15 protein-coding genes are annotated in these 16,900 nt (G+C 72.9%); 8 read left to right on the forward strand and 7 right to left on the reverse strand.

All coding sequences use genetic code 11. The features are described from left to right. Positions 1 to 19 precede the first annotated feature (19 nt). Positions 20 to 1,642 carry an MFS transporter gene (locus tag AOM04_RS01250; RefSeq protein ID WP_082104261.1) on the reverse strand — a complete coding sequence of 541 codons (1,623 nt, stop codon included), beginning with the start codon at positions 1,640 to 1,642 and terminating at the stop codon, positions 20 to 22. Positions 1,643 to 1,697: 55 nt separating this feature from the next. Here AOM04_RS01250 and AOM04_RS01255 point away from each other — a divergent pair, with 55 nt between their 5' ends. Next, complete coding sequence (locus tag AOM04_RS01255) at positions 1,698 to 2,282, forward strand: TetR/AcrR family transcriptional regulator (protein ID WP_062461112.1); 585 nt, start codon at positions 1,698 to 1,700, stop codon at positions 2,280 to 2,282. A gap of 66 nt (positions 2,283 to 2,348) precedes the next feature. Here AOM04_RS01255 and AOM04_RS01260 read toward each other — a convergent pair whose 3' ends face one another. Next, positions 2,349 to 2,849 (reverse strand): Dps family protein, encoded by a 501-nt coding sequence (locus AOM04_RS01260; RefSeq protein WP_062461115.1) that lies wholly within the window; start codon positions 2,847 to 2,849, stop codon positions 2,349 to 2,351. Between the two features lie 153 nt (positions 2,850 to 3,002). On the opposite strand from AOM04_RS01260, the gene AOM04_RS01265 reads away from it, so the two are divergent. Beyond that, complete coding sequence (locus AOM04_RS01265; RefSeq protein ID WP_062461119.1) at positions 3,003 to 3,512, forward strand: CoA-binding protein; 510 nt, start codon at positions 3,003 to 3,005, stop codon at positions 3,510 to 3,512. 61 nt (positions 3,513 to 3,573) lie between these two features. Next, positions 3,574 to 4,842, forward strand: coding sequence for a GNAT family N-acetyltransferase (locus tag AOM04_RS01270; protein WP_062461122.1), 1,269 nt, complete (start codon positions 3,574 to 3,576; stop codon positions 4,840 to 4,842). A 67-nt stretch (positions 4,843 to 4,909) separates the two neighbouring features. On the opposite strand, the gene AOM04_RS01275 is transcribed toward AOM04_RS01270, so the two are convergent. Then, complete coding sequence (locus AOM04_RS01275) at positions 4,910 to 5,362, reverse strand: ribose-5-phosphate isomerase (protein ID WP_062461125.1); 453 nt, start codon at positions 5,360 to 5,362, stop codon at positions 4,910 to 4,912. A 190-nt stretch (positions 5,363 to 5,552) separates the two neighbouring features. On the opposite strand from AOM04_RS01275, the gene AOM04_RS01280 reads away from it, so the two are divergent. Beyond that, positions 5,553 to 7,490: a M13 family metallopeptidase gene (locus tag AOM04_RS01280; protein ID WP_062461126.1), complete on the forward strand. Its 1,938-nt coding sequence runs from the start codon at positions 5,553 to 5,555 to the stop codon at positions 7,488 to 7,490. Positions 7,491 to 7,608: 118 nt separating this feature from the next. Here AOM04_RS01280 and AOM04_RS01285 read toward each other — a convergent pair whose 3' ends face one another. Together AOM04_RS01285 and AOM04_RS01290 are read right to left on the reverse strand one after the other, a co-directional pair. After that, positions 7,609 to 9,309, reverse strand: a complete 1,701-nt coding sequence (locus tag AOM04_RS01285; RefSeq protein ID WP_062461129.1) for an alpha-glucosidase — start codon at positions 9,307 to 9,309, stop codon at positions 7,609 to 7,611. 38 nt (positions 9,310 to 9,347) lie between these two features. Next, entirely contained in the window at positions 9,348 to 11,192 is a 1,845-nt protein-coding gene (locus tag AOM04_RS01290) for an ABC transporter ATP-binding protein (RefSeq protein ID WP_062462276.1), read from the reverse strand. A 72-nt stretch (positions 11,193 to 11,264) separates the two neighbouring features. Here AOM04_RS01290 and AOM04_RS01295 point away from each other — a divergent pair, with 72 nt between their 5' ends. Then, entirely contained in the window at positions 11,265 to 11,741 is a 477-nt protein-coding gene (locus tag AOM04_RS01295) for a tRNA (cytidine(34)-2'-O)-methyltransferase (protein WP_062461132.1), read from the forward strand. Positions 11,742 to 11,802: 61 nt separating this feature from the next. Here the strand turns inward: AOM04_RS01295 and AOM04_RS01300 are convergent, their stop codons facing one another. After that, a complete protein-coding gene (locus AOM04_RS01300) occupies positions 11,803 to 12,258 on the reverse strand; it encodes a MarR family winged helix-turn-helix transcriptional regulator (RefSeq protein ID WP_062461135.1) in 456 nt (151 codons plus the stop codon). 70 nt (positions 12,259 to 12,328) lie between these two features. Here AOM04_RS01300 and AOM04_RS01305 point away from each other — a divergent pair, with 70 nt between their 5' ends. Together AOM04_RS01305 and AOM04_RS01310 are read left to right on the forward strand one after the other, a co-directional pair. Next, the gene (locus AOM04_RS01305; protein WP_228373578.1) at positions 12,329 to 14,089 is read left to right on the forward strand and encodes a chloride channel protein; all 1,761 of its coding nucleotides are present in this window, start codon (positions 12,329 to 12,331) and stop codon (positions 14,087 to 14,089) included. Between the two features lie 56 nt (positions 14,090 to 14,145). Next, positions 14,146 to 14,745: a hypothetical protein gene (locus AOM04_RS01310; protein ID WP_062461138.1), complete on the forward strand. Its 600-nt coding sequence runs from the start codon at positions 14,146 to 14,148 to the stop codon at positions 14,743 to 14,745. A gap of 33 nt (positions 14,746 to 14,778) precedes the next feature. Here AOM04_RS01310 and AOM04_RS01315 read toward each other — a convergent pair whose 3' ends face one another. Then, the gene (locus tag AOM04_RS01315; RefSeq protein ID WP_228373579.1) at positions 14,779 to 16,179 is read right to left on the reverse strand and encodes an MFS transporter; all 1,401 of its coding nucleotides are present in this window, start codon (positions 16,177 to 16,179) and stop codon (positions 14,779 to 14,781) included. Between the two features lie 142 nt (positions 16,180 to 16,321). Here AOM04_RS01315 and AOM04_RS01320 point away from each other — a divergent pair, with 142 nt between their 5' ends. After that, positions 16,322 to 16,834, forward strand: coding sequence for a MarR family winged helix-turn-helix transcriptional regulator (locus AOM04_RS01320; RefSeq protein ID WP_169816392.1), 513 nt, complete (start codon positions 16,322 to 16,324; stop codon positions 16,832 to 16,834). Positions 16,835 to 16,900: the final 66 nt, after the last annotated feature.

The raw sequence follows: 16,900 nt of genomic DNA on the forward strand, positions 1-16,900 counted from the left end.
CGTGGGGACGATGCGCGGGTCAGGCGGTCGCCGCGGCGCCGTCGGTCTCGGGGTGCGCACGCTCGTGGTCGCGCGGCAGGGCGAGCGTCGCCGCGAGTCCGAGGAGGATGACGCCCGCGGCCACGCCCGTGGTGACCTTGGACGCGTCGACCATCGCCTGGGCGGCCGCGTCGCCCGCCGCGCTCGTGGCCGCCTCCGCCTGGAGCGCGGGGATCGCGGCGCCGGCGGACTGCCGCACGGCCTCGGAGACCTGGGTCGCCTGCGACGCCGACGCGCCGGCGTCGGCCACGCGCGTCTCGGTCGCGTGCCCGAGCGACACCATCAGCAGCGTGCCGAGGATCGCGACGCCGAGCGACGATCCGAGCTGACGGACGGTGCTCTGCAGCCCCGAGGCCTGGCCGGACTCCGCGACGGGAACGTCGGCGAGGATCACGCTGGTGAGCTGGGCGGTGGCCATGCCGACGCCCACGCCGTAGAGGAACAGCCACACCGCGACGACGACGCCGGACACGTCGAGCGAGAGCGTGACGGCGAGGCCGGCGACCGCGATCGCCTCGAGCGCCAGCCCGGTGCGGACCACCGCGCGGGCACCCATGCGGCGCGTCAGCTGCGGGGTCGCGCCGGACACGAGGAACGTGCCGACCGCGAGGAACAGCACGAGCCAGCCCGTGCCGAGCGGGGTGTATCCGAGCGCGTTCTGCAGGAGCAGCGGCAGCGTGAAGAGCAGGCCGAACTCGCCGAGCGCGACCACCAGCGCGGCGATGGATCCGTACCGGAACGAGCGGATGGCGAACAGGCCGAGGTCGACCAGGACCACGCCGCCGCGGCGGCGCCGCACCAGCTGGTCGCGCACGAACAGCGCCATGACGACCAGGCCGACGGCGATGACGACCGGCACGGGCGAGAGGCTGCCGTCGTCCTGGAGCCACCAGCCGTAGCGGCCGCCCTCGATGAGGCCGAACACGATCGCGCCCATGCCGAGCGCGGACATGACCGCGCCGCGGATGTCCAGGCCGCCCGTGGCGGTGTCGTCCCTGGTCTCCGGCACGGCCCAGACGACAAGGGCGAGCACGGCGAGGCCGACGGGCACGTTGAGCCAGAAGGCCCAGCGCCAGCTGACGTCGGTGGTGAGCCAGCCGCCCACGAGCGGGCCGACGGCGGCCATGCCGCCGATCGTCGAGCCCCACACGGCGAAGGCGATCGCCCGCTCGCGCCCGCCGAAGACGGCGTTCACGGTCGACAGCGTCGCGGGCATGATGAGCGCCGCGCCGATGCCCTGGAGCGTGCGCGCGGCGATGAGCGCGCCGCCGTCGCCGACGGAGCCCGCGACCACGGAGGCGGCGATGAAGACCACCATGCCGACGAGCAGGAGGCGGCGCCTGCCCCACAGGTCGCCGATCCGGCCGGCGGTGAGGAGGAGCGCCGCGAACATGAGCGAGTAGACGGCGTTCATCCACTCGGCCTGGGTCGCGCTGAGGCCCAGCTCGCGGATGACCTCGGGCAGGGCGACGTTGACGATCGTCGCGTCCATGATGATGAGCGACACGGCCAGCGCGACGGCCGCCAGGGCCCACCAGCGGCGCGGGCTCGCGGCGGTCCCGGCGGGCGTCGGGGCGCCCGCGGTAGAGTTGTCGACAGACATGTCGGCATCTTATCGACGCGCGCGTCGATAAGCAACGCCCGCGAGAGGAGGGACGATGCCCCGCATCGACGCCCCTACCGTCGCCGAGCACCACCGGCGGCGCCGGGCGGCCCTCATGGCGGCCGGGCGCACGCTGCTCGCGGAGCACGGCGCCGAGGCCGTCACCCCCGCGGCCGTCGGCGCCGCGGCGGGCATCGCCCGCTCGAGCGTCTACCAGTACTTCCCGTCGAGCGGCGAGCTGCTCGCCGCGATCGTCGAGGACGCCTTCGCGTCGGCGGCCGAGCGTCTCACGGCTGCGATGGCCGGCGCGCGGACGCCTCGCGGGCGGCTCGACGCGTACCTGCGCGCGTCGTTCGCCCTCGCGACCGACTCGGAGCATCGCATGTTCGACGGCATCGACCCGGCGAGCCTGCCGCCCGCGACGCGCGCGCGCATCGCCGCGCTCCACCGCGAGCAGACGGCGCCGCTCGTGGACGCGGTCCGCGATGCCGGCATCCCGGAGCCGACGATCGCGGCGCAGCTCGTCTCCGGCCTGCTCGGCGCATCGTCCCGCGTGGTGGCCTCGGGGGCGGACCCCGAGGTCGCGCTCGCGCTTCTCATGCGCGCGGTGCGCAAAGGCGTGGTGCCGGACCCCGCCTGAGCGTCGCGCGACCGGCGCGAGGCTCCGCCTCCCGGGACGACCGGGGCGGGGCCTCGCGGTCGGCGGCTATGCCGCGAAGGACCGCAGCATCCAGGCAGCCTGCTCGTGAGCGGCGAGGCGCGCGTTGAACAGGTCCGCGGTCGCGCCGTCGCCCGCCTCCTCGGCCACGTCGACGAGCGGGCGGACCAGCCGCGCGAGCGTCTCGTGGTCGCGCGCGAGATTCGCCACCATCGTCATGGCGTCGGTGGTGCGCTCGTTGTCCGTGATGGACGCGTGCGCGAGGAACTCGGCGAGCGAGCCGGGGGCACCCGAGCCAAGCGCCCGCATGCGCTCGGCGATCACGTCGGCGGCGGCCCACAGCTCCTGGTACTGCTCCTCGAACATCAGGTGCAGCGACCGGAAGTGCGGCCCGGTCACGTTCCAGTGGTAGCCGTGCGTCTTCACGTACAGCGTGAAGGTGTCCGAGAGCACCTGTGCGAGCCCGGCGTTGATGGCCTTGAGGTCGTCCGCCTTGATCCCGATCCTCGGGCTCGTCTCGGTGGTCTTCACGGGCGTCGTGGACGTCATGTCTCCTCCTCGCATCGAGGTCCGCGGCGCCGCCGGATCGCGACGCCATCCTTGGGGGCAACCGGGCCGCCCGCCGCGCCATTCCCCCGCCGCGCGGTGCCCCCAGAAGAGGGGGGCACGGAATGCCGCCTTTGCCTGATACGTTCCCGGACCATGGAGCACCTCAGCCTCGACCCCTCGCGTGATCCCGCAGCCGAGTCCTGCCCCGCCCCCGTCTTCTCGGACGCGCCCGGCGACGACGAGCTCGCCCTGTCCCTGGCACGTACCAGGCGTGTCGCGATCGTCGGCGCCTCCCCCAACCCCATGCGCACCAGCTACCAGATCGCGGTCTGGCTGATGGAGCACACCCCCTACGAGCTCTACCTGGTGAACCCCGCGGCCGGCGGCGAGGAGATCCGCGGCCACGGCTTCTACTCCTCGCTCGACGAGATCCCGGTGGAGATCGACCTCGTCGACGTGTTCCGCCGCGCGGAGTTCACGCCCACCATCGCGGCCGAGGCGCGCGACATCCACGCGAAGGCCCTGTGGTTGCAGCTGGGGATCTCGCACGCGGACGCGATGGGCATCGCGCGCTCAGCCGGCATGGTCGCCGTGCAGAACCGGTGCATCAAGGTCGAGTACAAGCGCCTCGAGGACCGCATCGCGTCCTTCCGCGCGCTCTGACGCCCGCGACGCGCCGGGCCGCCGCCGGGACGCGCATCGTCCCGGGTGCCACGATGGCGATATGTCCGTCACGCCCGGGTATCGCCTGATCTCGCTCCCCCACGACCGCGCCGAGGAGATGCTCGACGTCAACACGTGGGCGTTCACGGGCGAGATCCGTGCCGAGGACGCCGCCGCATTCGTCGCGGAGATCCCGTTCCCGCGGGTCCGCGCGATGGAGATCGAGGACGCGGCGCACGGCCGGGTCGGCTCGGTCGCCGGCGTCGCCGCCGCGTACACGTACCGGATGCGCGTGCCGGGCGGCGCGCACGTGCCGGTCGCGGGCCTCACCTGGGTGGGGGTCCATCCGGGCCACCGCCGCCGCGGCCTGCTGCGCGCGATGATGGCCGACCACCTCTCGGACGCGCGCGCCCGCGGCGAGGTCGCGTCCGCCCTGTACGCCGCCGAGACGGAGATCTACCAGCGCTTCGGCTACGGCCTCGCGGCGCGCCAGCTCGACGTACGCCTGCCGCGCGGCGCGGGGCTGCGCGACGTGCCCGGCTCGGACGCGCTCCGGGTGCGGCTCGAGGACGCGAGCCTCGAGCACCACGGCGAGGCCGTGGCCCGGATCCAGGGTCGCCTCGAGCGGCCCGGCACGCCCACGCTGGACGATGCGGCGGCCCTGCGGTCCCGCTTCTCCGACCCGCTCGCGCACCGGAGGGACAGCGAGCGGATGCGAATCCTGCTGGTCGAGGACGCGCGCGGGGTGCCCGTCGCGTACGCCTTCTTCCGGCGTCACGGCAGCTGGGACGCGGACGGGCTGCCGGACGGCAAGGTCCACACGTGGTCGTTCGGAGCGGAGACCCCCGCGGCGGCCCACCGCCTGTGGTCGGTCCTCGCGGACCTCGACCTCACGGGGGTGGTCGAGGCCGCGCCGCTCGCCGCCGACGACCCGCTGCTGTGGATGCTCAAGGACCCGCGCTCGGTGCGGCCGCGGCTGCGCGACAACATCTGGCTGCGCATCGTCGACGTGCCCGCCGCGCTCACGGCGCGCGAGTACCTGTGCCCCGTCGACGCCGTCATCCAGGTCGACGACCCGCTGTTCCGGGACAACACCGGTCCATGGCGCGTGACCTCACGCGACGGCGAGGGGCACGTCGAGGCCGCGCCCGGCGAGGAGCCCGACGTGGTCATCGGGATCCAGGAGCTGTCCGCGAGCTACCTGGGCGGCGTCAGCCTCCAGGCGCTCGCCTCCGCGGGGCTGGTCGAGGAGCGCACCGAGGGCGCGCTGCACGCGCTCGCGGCGGCGTTCGAGTCGACCCAGGCCCCGGTGTGCAACCTGTTCTTCTGATTGGCAATGACGGATGTGACGCGAGTGAGCTCGCGTCACATCTGTCATTGCGAATCGTCGCCGAGGGTCAGCGGCGCGCCTCGTAGTCCGTCATGAGGTCGATGCGGCGCTGGTGACGCTCGTCGCCCGAGAACGGCTCCGCCAGGAACGCGTCCGCGATCGCGGTGGCGTCCTCGAGCGAGTGCATGCGGGCGCCGATCGAGCCGACCTGCGCGTCGTTGTGCTGGCGCGCGAGCCTGGCGGTCTCCACCGACCAGATGAGCGCGGCACGGATGCCGGGGACGCGGTTCGCGGCGAGCTGCTCGCCGTTGCCCGAGCCGCCGATGACGATGCCGAGGTCGGCGCCGTCGCTCGCGGCCACGGCCTCGGCTGCGGCGATGCACATCGGCGGGTAGTCGTCGAGCGCGTCGTACTCGAAGGCTCCGTGGTCGACGACGTCGTGGCCGGCATCGCCGAGGTGGGCGATGAGGTGCTGCTTGAGCTCGTAGCCCGCGTGGTCCGCGGCGATGTGGATGCGCATGGCCCCATTCTGCCAGCGCGCACCAGGTCGACTGCCAATGACAGATGTGACGGACGATGCGGGCGGGACGGATGTGGCTCAGCTCGCGGGAGGCCCCGAGTCACACCCGTCACATCTGTCATTGGGAACCGCCACTCGCCGTGAGCGAAACCGCTGCTCGCCGCGCATCCGCCCCCGTAGGGTGAGGGACATGACGCTCCACTCCGGCATCGACACGTCCGAGTTCTCCCCCACCGTCCGCGCGCAGGACGACTTCTTCCGCTACGTCTCCGGGCCGTGGGAGGAGTCCCACGTCATCCCGGGCGACCGCTCCGCCGACGGCTCGTTCTACACGCTTCGCGACGAGGCCGAGAAGCAGGTGCGGGTCATCATCGAGGAGGCGCCGCGCGAGAGCCAGATCGGCGCGCTGTACGCGTCCTTCATGGACGTCGAGAAGGCCAACGGCCTCGGCGTGGGCCCCCTCGAGCCCGACCTCGCGAGGATCGAGGCCGCCGCCACCCACGAGGACCTCGCCCGCGTGATGGGCGAGCTCCAGCGCGACGGCGTGTCCGGCACGGTCGGCTACTACGTCTTCGCGGACCGCCTCGACCCCGACCGCAACGTGGTCTACCTGGGCCAGTCCGGCATCGGCCTGCCCGACGAGGCCTACTACCGCGACGACGCCCACGCGGAGACGCGGGAGAAGTACGTCGCGCACGTCGACCGCATGGCGGGCCTCACGGGCCTCGCGTTCGACTCGTCGACCGTGGTGGGCCTCGAGACCGCGATCGCGCGCGAGCACTGGGACGTGGTGAAGACCCGCGAGGCGGAGCTCACGCACAACCCCACCACCCTCGCGGGCCTCGCCGCCGACGCGCCCGGCTTCGAGTGGGACGCATGGGCGACCGCGATCCGCCTGCCGGAGGCCGCGTACGAGCTGCTCGTGGTCGGCGAGCCGAGCTACTTCACCGCGTTCGCGAAGATCTGGGCCGAGACGGACGTCGAGACCTGGAAGGCGTACCTGCGCTGGCGCGTGCTCAACTCCCGCGCGGCCTACCTCACGGAGGAGCTGTCGAAGGCGAACTTCGACTTCTACGGCACGGTGCTGAGCGGCGCGACCGAGCAGCGCGAGCGCTGGAAGCGGGCCGTGGGCCTGGTCGAGGGCGTCGCGGGCGAGCTCGTGGGCCAGGAGTACGTGGCCCGCCACTTCCCGCCCGCCTACAAGGAGCAGATGGACGCGCTGGTCGTGAACCTCATCGAGGCGTACCGCGTCTCGATCGAGTCGCTTGAGTGGATGACGCCCGAGACCCGCGAGAAGGCGCTCGAGAAGCTCCGCCAGTTCACGCCGAAGATCGGCTACCCCGAGAAGTGGCGCGACTACGCCGGGCTGTCGGTGGACCCGGACGACCTGGTGGGCAACATCCGCTCCGCGAGCGCGTTCGAGGAGGACTGGGAGTGGGCGAAGATCGGCACGCCGGTCGACCGCTCCGAGTGGCTCATGACGCCGCAGACGGTCAACGCGTACTACCTGCCGGTCGCCAACGAGATCGTGTTCCCGGCGGCCATCCTGCAGCCCCCGTTCTTCCACCCGGAGGCCGATGCGGCGGTCAACTACGGTGGCATCGGGTCGGTCATCGGGCACGAGATCGGGCACGGCTTCGACGACCAGGGCTCGAAGTACTCGGGCACCGGCGCGCTCGAGGACTGGTGGACCGAGGCGGACCGCGAGGCCTTCATGGAGCGCGCCAAGCGCCTCATCGCGCAGTACGACGGCTACTCCCCCGCCCAGCTCGACGGGTCGCACCACGTCAACGGCGCACTCACGGTCGGCGAGAACATCGGCGACCTCGCGGGCGTCGAGATCGCCCTCAAGGCGTACGAGATCGCGCTCGGCCACCCCATCGAGGAGGCGCCCGAGCTCGACGGGCACACCGCGCTGCAGCGCTTCTTCATCGGCTACGCGCTCACCGAGCGCATGAAGGTGCGCTCGGAGGCGCTCGTCACGCGCCTCGCCACCGACCCGCACTCGCCGAGCGAGTTCCGCGTCAACGGCATCGTGCGCAACATCGACGCCTGGTACGAGGCGTTCGGCGTGGCCGAGGGCGACGCGCTGTGGCTCGACCCCGAGGAGCGCGTCGCCATCTGGTGACGATGCGGCGAGCGGCCGTCCGTGCGCAACCGGCGCACAGGCGGCCGCTCGCCTCTGCACACCAGGCACGATGCGCGGGCCGGGGCGTCTCGTACGGCGGTTGGGTGCGGGGGCCGGGTCACCGGTGCAGGTAGACCCGCACCTCCCACGGGTCCAGCGGGATCTCGCCCGCGCCGGCGGGGTACGGCGTCGCACCGGTGCCGAGGTTGTGCAGGATCAGCCCGCCGTGCGCGACGTCGATGGGCGCCGTCACATCGGAGCCCGACAGGTTCGCCGCCACCGTGAGCACCGTCGACCCGAGCACCCGCCGGTACGCGAACACCTGCGGGTCCTCGGCGAGCAGCATCTCGAACGTGCCATGCGCGACCACGGGCTCGGCGTGCCGCAGCGCGATGAGCGCCCGATAGAAGGCTGCCACGGAGTCCGGATCGGTGCGCTGCGCCTCCGCGTTGAGCCACGTGTGGTTCGCCGTCGCGGGCAGCCACGGCGTCCCCGTGGTGAAGCCGGCGTGGGGCGAGGCGTCCCACTGCACGGGGGTGCGCGCGTTGTCGCGGCCCATCGCGGCGAGGCCGTCGAGGATCCGCGCCTCGGGCACGTCCATCTCGCGCAGCTCGTCGTAGGCGTTGAGCGACTCGACGTCGCGGTACTGGTCGATCGCGGTGAAGCCCGCGTTCGTCATCCCGAGCTCCTCGCCCTGGTAGACGTACGGCGTGCCGCGCATGAGGTGGAGCACGGCGGCGAGCGCCTTCGCGGACGCGGCCCAGTGGTCGCGGTCGTCCCCGAAGCGGGAGACGATGCGCGGCTGGTCGTGGTTGTCCCAGTACAGCGAGTTCCAGCCCCGGTCTCCCAGGGCGGCCTGCCAGCGTCCGAGCACCGCCTTGAGGCGCACGAGGTCGAGCGGCTGCGGGTCGAACTTGCCCAGCGGGCCGTGGTCGACGTCGACGTGCTCGAACTGGAACACCATGTCGACCTCGGCGCGGTCGGGGTCGGTGAAGAGCACCGCATCGTCCACCGTGGCCCCCGGCGTCTCGCCGACGGTGAGGAAGCGGCCCGCGCGGCCCGCGAAGACCTCGCGGTGCATCTCCTGGAGGAACTCGTGGATGCGCGGCCCGTTGGCGTACAGCGGGAAGCCGTTCCCGAAGCCGCCGCCGATCGGCTCGCCGTCGCGCAGCGGCAGCACCTTCGAGACGAGGTTGATGACGTCCATGCGGAAGCCGTCGACCCCCCGGTCGAGCCACCAGCGCATCATGGCGTAGACGGCCGCGCGGACCTCGGGGTTCTCCCAGTTGAGGTCCGGCTGCTTGGGGTGGAACAGGTGGAGGTAGTACTCCTGCGAGTCCTCGTCGTAGGCCCACGTCGGGCCCGAGAAGAACGCGCGCCAGTTGGTCGGCTCGGCTCCGGGCGCGCCCGGCTCGAGGCCCTCGCGCGGGGGCCGCCACCAGTACCAGGCGCGCTTGAGGCTGCGCCGCGAGGAGCGCGACTCGAGGAACCACGGGTGCTCGTCCGAGGTGTGGTTGACCACGAGGTCCATCACGAGCTTCATGCCGCGCGCGTGGACCGCGGTGAGCAGCGCGTCGAAGTCGTCGAGGTCCCCGAACACCGGGTCGATCGCCTGGTAGTCGGAGATGTCGTAGCCCGCGTCGGCGTGCGGGGACGCGTAGATGGGCGACAGCCAGATGACGTCCACGCCGAGCCACTCCAGGTGGTCGAGGCGCGACATGATGCCCCGCAGGTCGCCGATCCCGTCGCCGTCGGAGTCCTGGAAGCTGCGGGGATAGACCTGGTACACCACGGCGGACTTCCACCAGTCGTCAGACACGACGCGCTCCTCACTGGATCGGCGGGGACCCGTCCACCCTAGTCCGCCTGCTGGGCCGCCAGCCGGGCGTAGAGCCCCTCGCCCGCGAGCAGCTCGCCGTGCGTGCCCGACTCGACGATGCGCCCGCGCTCGACCACGTGGATGACGTCCGCGCCGGCGATGGTGGAGAGACGATGCGCGACCACCAGGGTGGTGCGCCCGCGCGCGGCCCGGTCGAGCGCGGCCTGGACCACGCGCTCCGAGACGGTGTCGAGCGCGCTCGTCGCCTCGTCGAGCAGGAGCACGGGCGGGTCCTTGAGCAGCACGCGCGCGATCGCGATGCGCTGCTTCTCGCCTCCCGAGAGGCGGTAGCCGCGCTCGCCCACGATGGTCTCGTAGCCGTCCTCGAACGACACGATCGCATCGTGGATCGACGCGTCGCGGCACGCCCGCTCGAGCTCGGCCTGGGTGGCGTCCGGCTTCGCGTAGCGGAGGTTCTCGGCGATGGTCGCGTGGAAGAGGTAGGTCTCCTGCGACACCACCCCGACGTTGTCGACCACGGACTCGTGGCGCAGGGCCCGCACGTCCTCGCCCGCGAACAGCACGCCGCCGGCGCTGACCTCGTGCAGGCGCGCGGCGAGGTAGACGATCGTGGTCTTGCCCGCCCCGGACGGGCCGACGAACGCGTGCGTGGTGCCGGGCTCGACGCGGAACGACACCCCGTCGAGCGTCGGGGCCGCCTCCTCGCGCGCCCCGGGATACCGGAACACCACGTCGCGGAACTCGACCGCGCCCACCGGGCCAGGCGCATCGTCCACCCCGACCGCGTCGGGGGCGTCCGCGATCGCCGGGACGAGGTCGAGGTACTCGAAGATGCGCGCGAACAGCGCGCGCGACGTCTGCACCTCGAGCGCGACCCGCATGAGCGCCATGAGGGGGAAGAGCAGGCGCGACTGCACCGCCGTGAAGGCGACGATGGTGCCCGCGGTGAGGACCGTGGAGCCGCGCCCGAGGAGGATTCCGGCGGCGAGGTAGATGACCGCCGGCACCGACGACATCACCACCTGCACCATCCCGAAGAACCACTGGCCGGTCATGGCCTGCTGCACCTGCAGGCGGATCTGGGTGGCGTTCTCGGCGCGGAAGCGGTCGGTCTCGAGGCGCTGGCGGTTGTAGACCTTCGACAGCAGGATGCCGCTGACGGACAGCGTCTCCTGCGTGATGGCGGTGAGCTCCGACAGCGACTCCTGCGTGCGCGACGCGATGCGCGCGCGGACCCGGCCCACGCGCCGCTGGACCGCGACCAGCGCGGGCATGAGCACCACGGCGAGCAGGGTGAGCCGCCAGTCGAGCACGATCATCGCGACGAGGCTCGCGATCACCGTCACCGAGTTGCCGACGATGCTCGACACGAACGTGGTGAGCACGCCCGAGACGCCGCCGACGTCGTTCTGCAGGCGCGACTGGATCACGCCCGTCTTGGTGCGCGTGAAGAACGCGAGCTCCATCGACTGCAGGCGCGCGAACAGGCGCTCGCGCAGGTCGCCGGTGACGCGGTTGCCGACGGACGCCGTGAAGTAGGTCTGCCACACCTGCAGGCCCGCCGTGACGAGGTAGATGACGATCATCACCGCGACGAGCTCGGACAGGAGCGGCAGGTCGACGCCCCCGCCGGGCGGGAACAGCGCGTGGTCGAAGATCCGCTGGACCAGGAGCGGCGGGATCACGGTCGCGCCCGCGGACGCGACCACCAGGATCGCGGTCGCGGTCAGCGCCCCGCGATACGGACGGAACAGCGCGACGACGCGGGGCCACAGGTCGGGGATCTCGGGCGCCTCCGCGTTGAGGGCGCGCTGCGCCGCCTCGTCCCTGCTCGCGACGCCGCGGCCGGGCATGCCGCCCATCGCGGCGCGGCGGGGGCCCACGGGCGGATGGCTCATGAGAGGAGCCTAGGACCGCCGTGGGACACTGGCCGCATGCCCGTCGCCCTCCCGTCGATCGCCTTCTACGAGCCCCGCATCCCCGAGAACACCGGCAGCGCGATCCGCCTGTCCGCGGTCACGGGCTCGCACCTGCACCTGGTCGAGCCGCTGGGCTTCGTGCTCGAGGACTCCAAGCTGCGCCGCGCGGGACTCGACTACCACGACCTCGCGACGGTGACCGTGCACCCCGGCCTCGAGGCGCTGCTCGCCGCGCAGCCCTCGTCGCGCGTCTTCGCGTTCACCGCACGCGCCGACACCGTCTACACCGACATCGCGTACGAGCCGGGCGACATCCTCATGTTCGGCCCCGAGCCGACCGGCCTGCCCGAGGGGGTCATGGCGCACCCGCGCGTCACGGCGCGCGTGCGCATCCCGATGCTCGCGGGGCGCCGCTCGCTCAACCTCGCCAACTCGGCGTCGATCGCGATCTACGAGGCGGCGCGCCAGCTGGGCTTCTCCGACATGGAGTGAGCCGGCGGACGATGCGCCGCACCGGTGGGCGCGCACGCGCCCGGCCCGCGCATCGTCCCCGCTACATCCCCAGCTCGAGGAGGTCCTGCGGGTCAGGCTCGCCCGCGGCGCGGGCGAAGGCCTCCATGCCCACGCGCACCGCCTCCCGCTCCTCCGGGGACAGGCTGGCCAGCGTCTCGGCGATGAGCGTGCGGCGCCGCGCGGTCACGGTCGCGACCAGCTCCGCGCCGCGCTCGGTGAGGTCCACGCGGACCTCGCGACGGTTGTCCGGCACCTCGGCGCGGACCGTCCAGCCGCCGTGGTCGAGGCGCTCGATGGTGCGCGTGAGGGTCGAGGGGTGGATGCCGATCCGCTCGGCGAGGTCGCCCATGCGCTGCGGCCCGGACGACGCGAGCACGACGAGCGCGCGGAACTGCGGCACCGTCACCTCGGTGAGCGCGGGCGCGAGCGAGCGGGCGACATGGCCGAGGAGGGCGCGGGAGGCGACCAGGGTCGCCGCGGTGACGTCATCATGCACGGCACCAACCTAGCGCCGCGGCTCTGCTAAGTTGCGATGGTTGCATCCGTACAAGCATAAGGAGCCCGCGTTGTCCGCGCTCGCCGCCCGGGGTCCCGCCCGGGCCTGGACCCTCGACCGCTTCCGTCGCTCGCAGAACACGGTCCTCATCGCGCTGTCCGTGGTGGTCGGCGTCCTCGCGGGCTTCGGCGCCATCGCGTTCCGCTGGCTCGTCGTGCACGCCACCTGGGTGTTCTCCGGGCACGCGGACTACGCCGGCACCACCGGCCATCCCCCGCACCCGTGGCTGCCGTGGCTCGGCGGCTTCTTCGTGGTCCTCGCCCCCGCGGTCGGCGGCCTCATCTACGGCCCGCTCGTCCAGCGCTTCGCCAAGGAGGCGCGCGGCCACGGCGTGCCCGAGGTGATGTACGCGATCCACCGCCGCGGCGGCCGCATCCCCGCGCGCGTCGCGTTCGTCAAGGCGCTCGCCTCGGCGATCACGATCGGCTCGGGCGGGTCGGTGGGCCGCGAGGGGCCGATCGTGCAGATCGGCTCGGCCCTGGGCTCCTCGCTCGCGCGCGCGGCGCGGCTCGACGAGAACGGCGTGCGCATGCTCGTCGCGTGCGGCGCCGCGGGCGGCATCGCGGCGACCTTCAACGCCCCCATCGCGGGCGTGTTCTTCGCGCTCGAGCTCCTCCTCGCGTCGATCGCGGCCCGCTCGTTCGGCGCGATCGTCATCTCCGCGGTCACCGCCTCTGTCATCGGCCGCGTGTTCCTCGGCGACGAGCCGTTCCTCGTGCTGCCCGAGTTCTCCGTGGGCCACCTGCGCGAGTACGGCCTGTACGTCGCGCTCGGCGTGCTCGCCGCGCTCGTGGGCGTGATGTTCACCAAGGTGCTCTACCGGATCGAGGACGCGTGCGACGCGATCTGGCGGGGGCCCGAGTGGCTGCGCCCGGCCGTCGGCGGCCTGCTCCTCGGGCTGATCCTCCTGGTGCTGCCCCAGATGTACGGCGTCGGCTACCCCGTGCTCGAGGGCGCGGTGCTCGGCCGCTACGCGATCGGGTTCCTCGTGGTGCTGCTGCTCGCGAAGGTCGTCGCGACGTCGCTGACGATCGGCATGGGCGGCTCCGGCGGCGTGTTCGCGCCGTCGCTGTTCCTCGGCGCGATGCTCGGCGCCGCGTTCGGCCAGACCGCCGCGCTGCTCATGCCCGGCCTCGGCCTGGACCCGGGCGCCTACGCGCTGGTGGGCATGGCCGCGGTGTTCGCCGGCGCGTCGCGCGCGCCGCTGACCGCCGTGATCATCCTGTTCGAGCTCACCGGCGAGTACTCGATCATCCTTCCCCTCATGCTCGCCGTGGCCGTCTCGACGGTGCTGTCCGGCGTGCTGACGAAGGACAGCATCTACACGCTCAAGCTGCGCCGCCGCGGCGTCGACATCACGCGCCGCGCCGACACGCGGGCGCTGGACGGGGCGACCGTCCGCGACGTCATGACGGTCGCGCCGCCCGCCCTCGCGCGGGACCTCTCGGCGGCCGATGCGGTGGGCGCCCTCGTCGCCGCCCGCCGCCACGCGCTGCCCGTGCTGGACGCGCAGGGCGCGTTCGAGGGCGTGCTCGGCTCGGCCGCAGCCGCGGGCGCGCTCACCGGGGACGACGACGCGGTCGAGGTCACCGTCGGTCAGCTGGTCGAGCGGCGCGCCGTCGCGGGACCCGCCGAGGCGCTCGGCGACGTCCTGGAGCGTCTCCTCGACGAGGACGCCGGCGACGGCCTGCCGGTGGTCGAGGACGGGACGCTCGTCGGGTGGCTGCCGCAGGACGCGGTGCTGCGCAGGCTCGCGGCCGCCTCGGCGTGACGCGCCGGGGACGGTCGCACGCGGATGCTAGCGTCATCGTGATCGAAGGGACCCCCATGACGCTCCGCCTCCCCGCCGCCTGGGCCGGCGCCGCCGCCGGCGCGGCCGTGCTGCTCGCCGGCTGCACGCCGCTCGACTCGGGCGTCGGGCCGACCGCGAGCGCGTCGCCGTCCGCGGAGCCGACCATCTCGGCCGTCGCTGTGGCGCCCGCGGGCACCCCCGACCCGTGCGCGATGATCGTGCTCGACAAGTTGAACTCCGTGCTGGACACCACGATGGCCGAGGGCGTCTTCGACTCGGGCCTGTCCTACGACGGGCGCAACATCTGCGGCTGGGCACCCAAGGACGACCAGAAGACCGAACCCCGGGTCCAGGTGGAGATCAACTGGGAGTACCCCGACGCGACGCGCCACCGGAAGATCGCGGCGGACCTGTTCGGCAAGACCATCGACATCAAGCCGATCAAGAACGCCAAGGACGCGTACGCCCTGCCCGGCAAGCGCACCATCGGCATGAGCGTGGGCGACTACTTCGTCAAGGTGTCCTTCACGCAGCCCGACCGCCGCAAGGGCGACGAGATCACGCGCGAGCTCGCGGGGATCGTGGCGAAGAACCTCACCAAGTACGCCGACGCGACGGGCGCCTCGGGCCAGTAGGCCACCCGCGCATCGTCCCCGGCGAGACGCGCGCTACGGCGTCGGCGCCTGCGCGTCGTACTCGCGCCACGCCCGCTGCACGCGCGTGAGGACCGCGATCAGCGCGACGATCGCCATGCCGCCCAGCAGCGGCGGGAACCACAGCGCGCCGGCGGCCGCGAGCGCACCCGCGTACATGTCGCCCACGCGCGGCCCGCCGGTCACCACGACCATGAAGACGCCCTGGATGCGGCCGCGCATCTCGTCGGGCGCCGCGGTGATGATCATGGTCTGGCGGAAGATCGCGCTGACCTCGTCCGAGGCGCCCATGCCCGCCATCGCGAGGCACAGGAGCGCGAGCACGGACAGGTCGGTGCCGCCCCAGCCCTCGCCCGCGACGTGGTCGCCGCGCATCGCGAGCAGCGTGACGAGCCCGAACAGCGCGGCGAACGTGCCGAACACCTGGATCGCGCGCGAGATCGCGATCCCGTGCCGGTGCACGTGCGCGATGCGGCCGGAGAACAGGCTCGTGAGCATCGTGCCGATCGCGCCCGCCGCGGTGAGCGCGCCGACGGTGAGCGCGCCGCCGCCCACGACGGTCGCGCCGAGCGCGGGGAACAGCGCGTAGGGTCGCCCGAAGGTCATCGCGATGATGTCGACGATGAAGCTCATGCGGATGTTGGGGGCGTGCCGGAGGAACACGAGCCCCTCCTTGAGCACGTGCCAGCCGGCCTCGACGGGCTCGCCCAGGCGCGGCAGCGGCGGGAGCGTCCAGATGCCGAGGAAGCCCGCGGTGAACAGCACGCCGTCGACCACGAAGGTCCACGGCAGGCCCACGCTCGCCGCCATCACGCCCGCGAGCGCGGGGCCGATGGTGACCATGGCGCCGAAGCTGATGCCGTTGAGCGCGGTCGCGCGGCTGATCATGTCCTCGGGCAGGATCCGCCCCACGAGCGACCCGCGCGCGGCGCTGCCGATCGTGGTCGCGACCGCGTTGAGGGTGGTGACCAGGTAGAACGGCCACACGGGAGCGTGCCCGCCGCCACCCTGCAGGTGCAGATCCCAGAACGACAGCGCGATCAGCGCGAGCGTCGACGACCACGACACCAGGGACGATGCGATGAGCACCTTCCGGCGGTCGAAGACGTCCGCGATCATGCCGCCCCACAGGCCGGCGACGATCATCGGCAGCAGCGAGATGCCGCCGACTAGCCCGACCATGAACGTCGACCCGGTGATCTCGTGGATCTGCAGGCTCACCGCGACCGACGTCATGAACGCGCCGATGCCGGAGATCGCGCCGCCGATCCACAGGCGCGCGAAGGCCGGGCTGGCCTTGAGCGGCGCGATGTCGACGAGGTGCGTGCTCAGGCGACGGCGGGAACCGGCGTCGGGCTGGGCGGGGGCGGTCGCGGGGTCGGCCGCGCCGGGCTCGGGGTCGATCTGCTCGGTCACCGGAGGATTCTAGGGGTGGTCGGCCTGGGCGGGAGCGCGGCTCGCCTCGCCGATGTCCCCGGCTCCCGGCGGGGCGTGCGTTGTCCCCGGCGTGTCGCGGAGGATGGTGTGCGACTCTCCCGAACTGTTCAACATGTTGAGCATGTTCGACGAACCACCCCATGGACGCGGGCTCGCCCCCTCCCAGGCGCCGCTCACGTACGCGCTGCTGGACACCGCGCATATCGTCGCCCAGCTGATCGAGCAGCTCGTGGGCGGCCCGCGCATGACGGCCGCCCAGGGGCGCCTCGCGCTGCACGTGGCGTCCTCGTACTACGGCATCGCGCCGACCGAGCTCGCCTTCCGCCTCGGGGTGTCGCCGCAGGCGGCGACCGCGATGGTCGGCCGCATGGTCGTCGCCGGGCTCGCGCTGCGCGACTTCGACCCGCGCGACTCCCGCGGCTACCTGGTCGGGCTGACCGGCCGCGGCCGGCGCGAGGCGAAGCGGCTGCGACGCCGGCTCGACGGCTACGAGGAGAAGCTGCGCGCCGTGATCGAGCCCGAGGACCGCGCCGGCCTGGTCCGGTCGCTGCAGTCGCTCGCGGATCTCACGCGCCTGCGCGGCAACCCCTGGCACGACCTCCAGGCGACGCCGCCCGAGTTCCGCCTGTGGTGAGGCGCGTGGTCGACGGGCTCGCGCGGGTTGTTCAACATGTTGAAGAACCCGCGAGAGACCATGCCG

The organism is Demequina soli, assembly GCF_000971195.1.
GTDB classification, from domain to species: Bacteria; Actinomycetota; Actinomycetes; order Actinomycetales; family Demequinaceae; genus Demequina; species Demequina soli.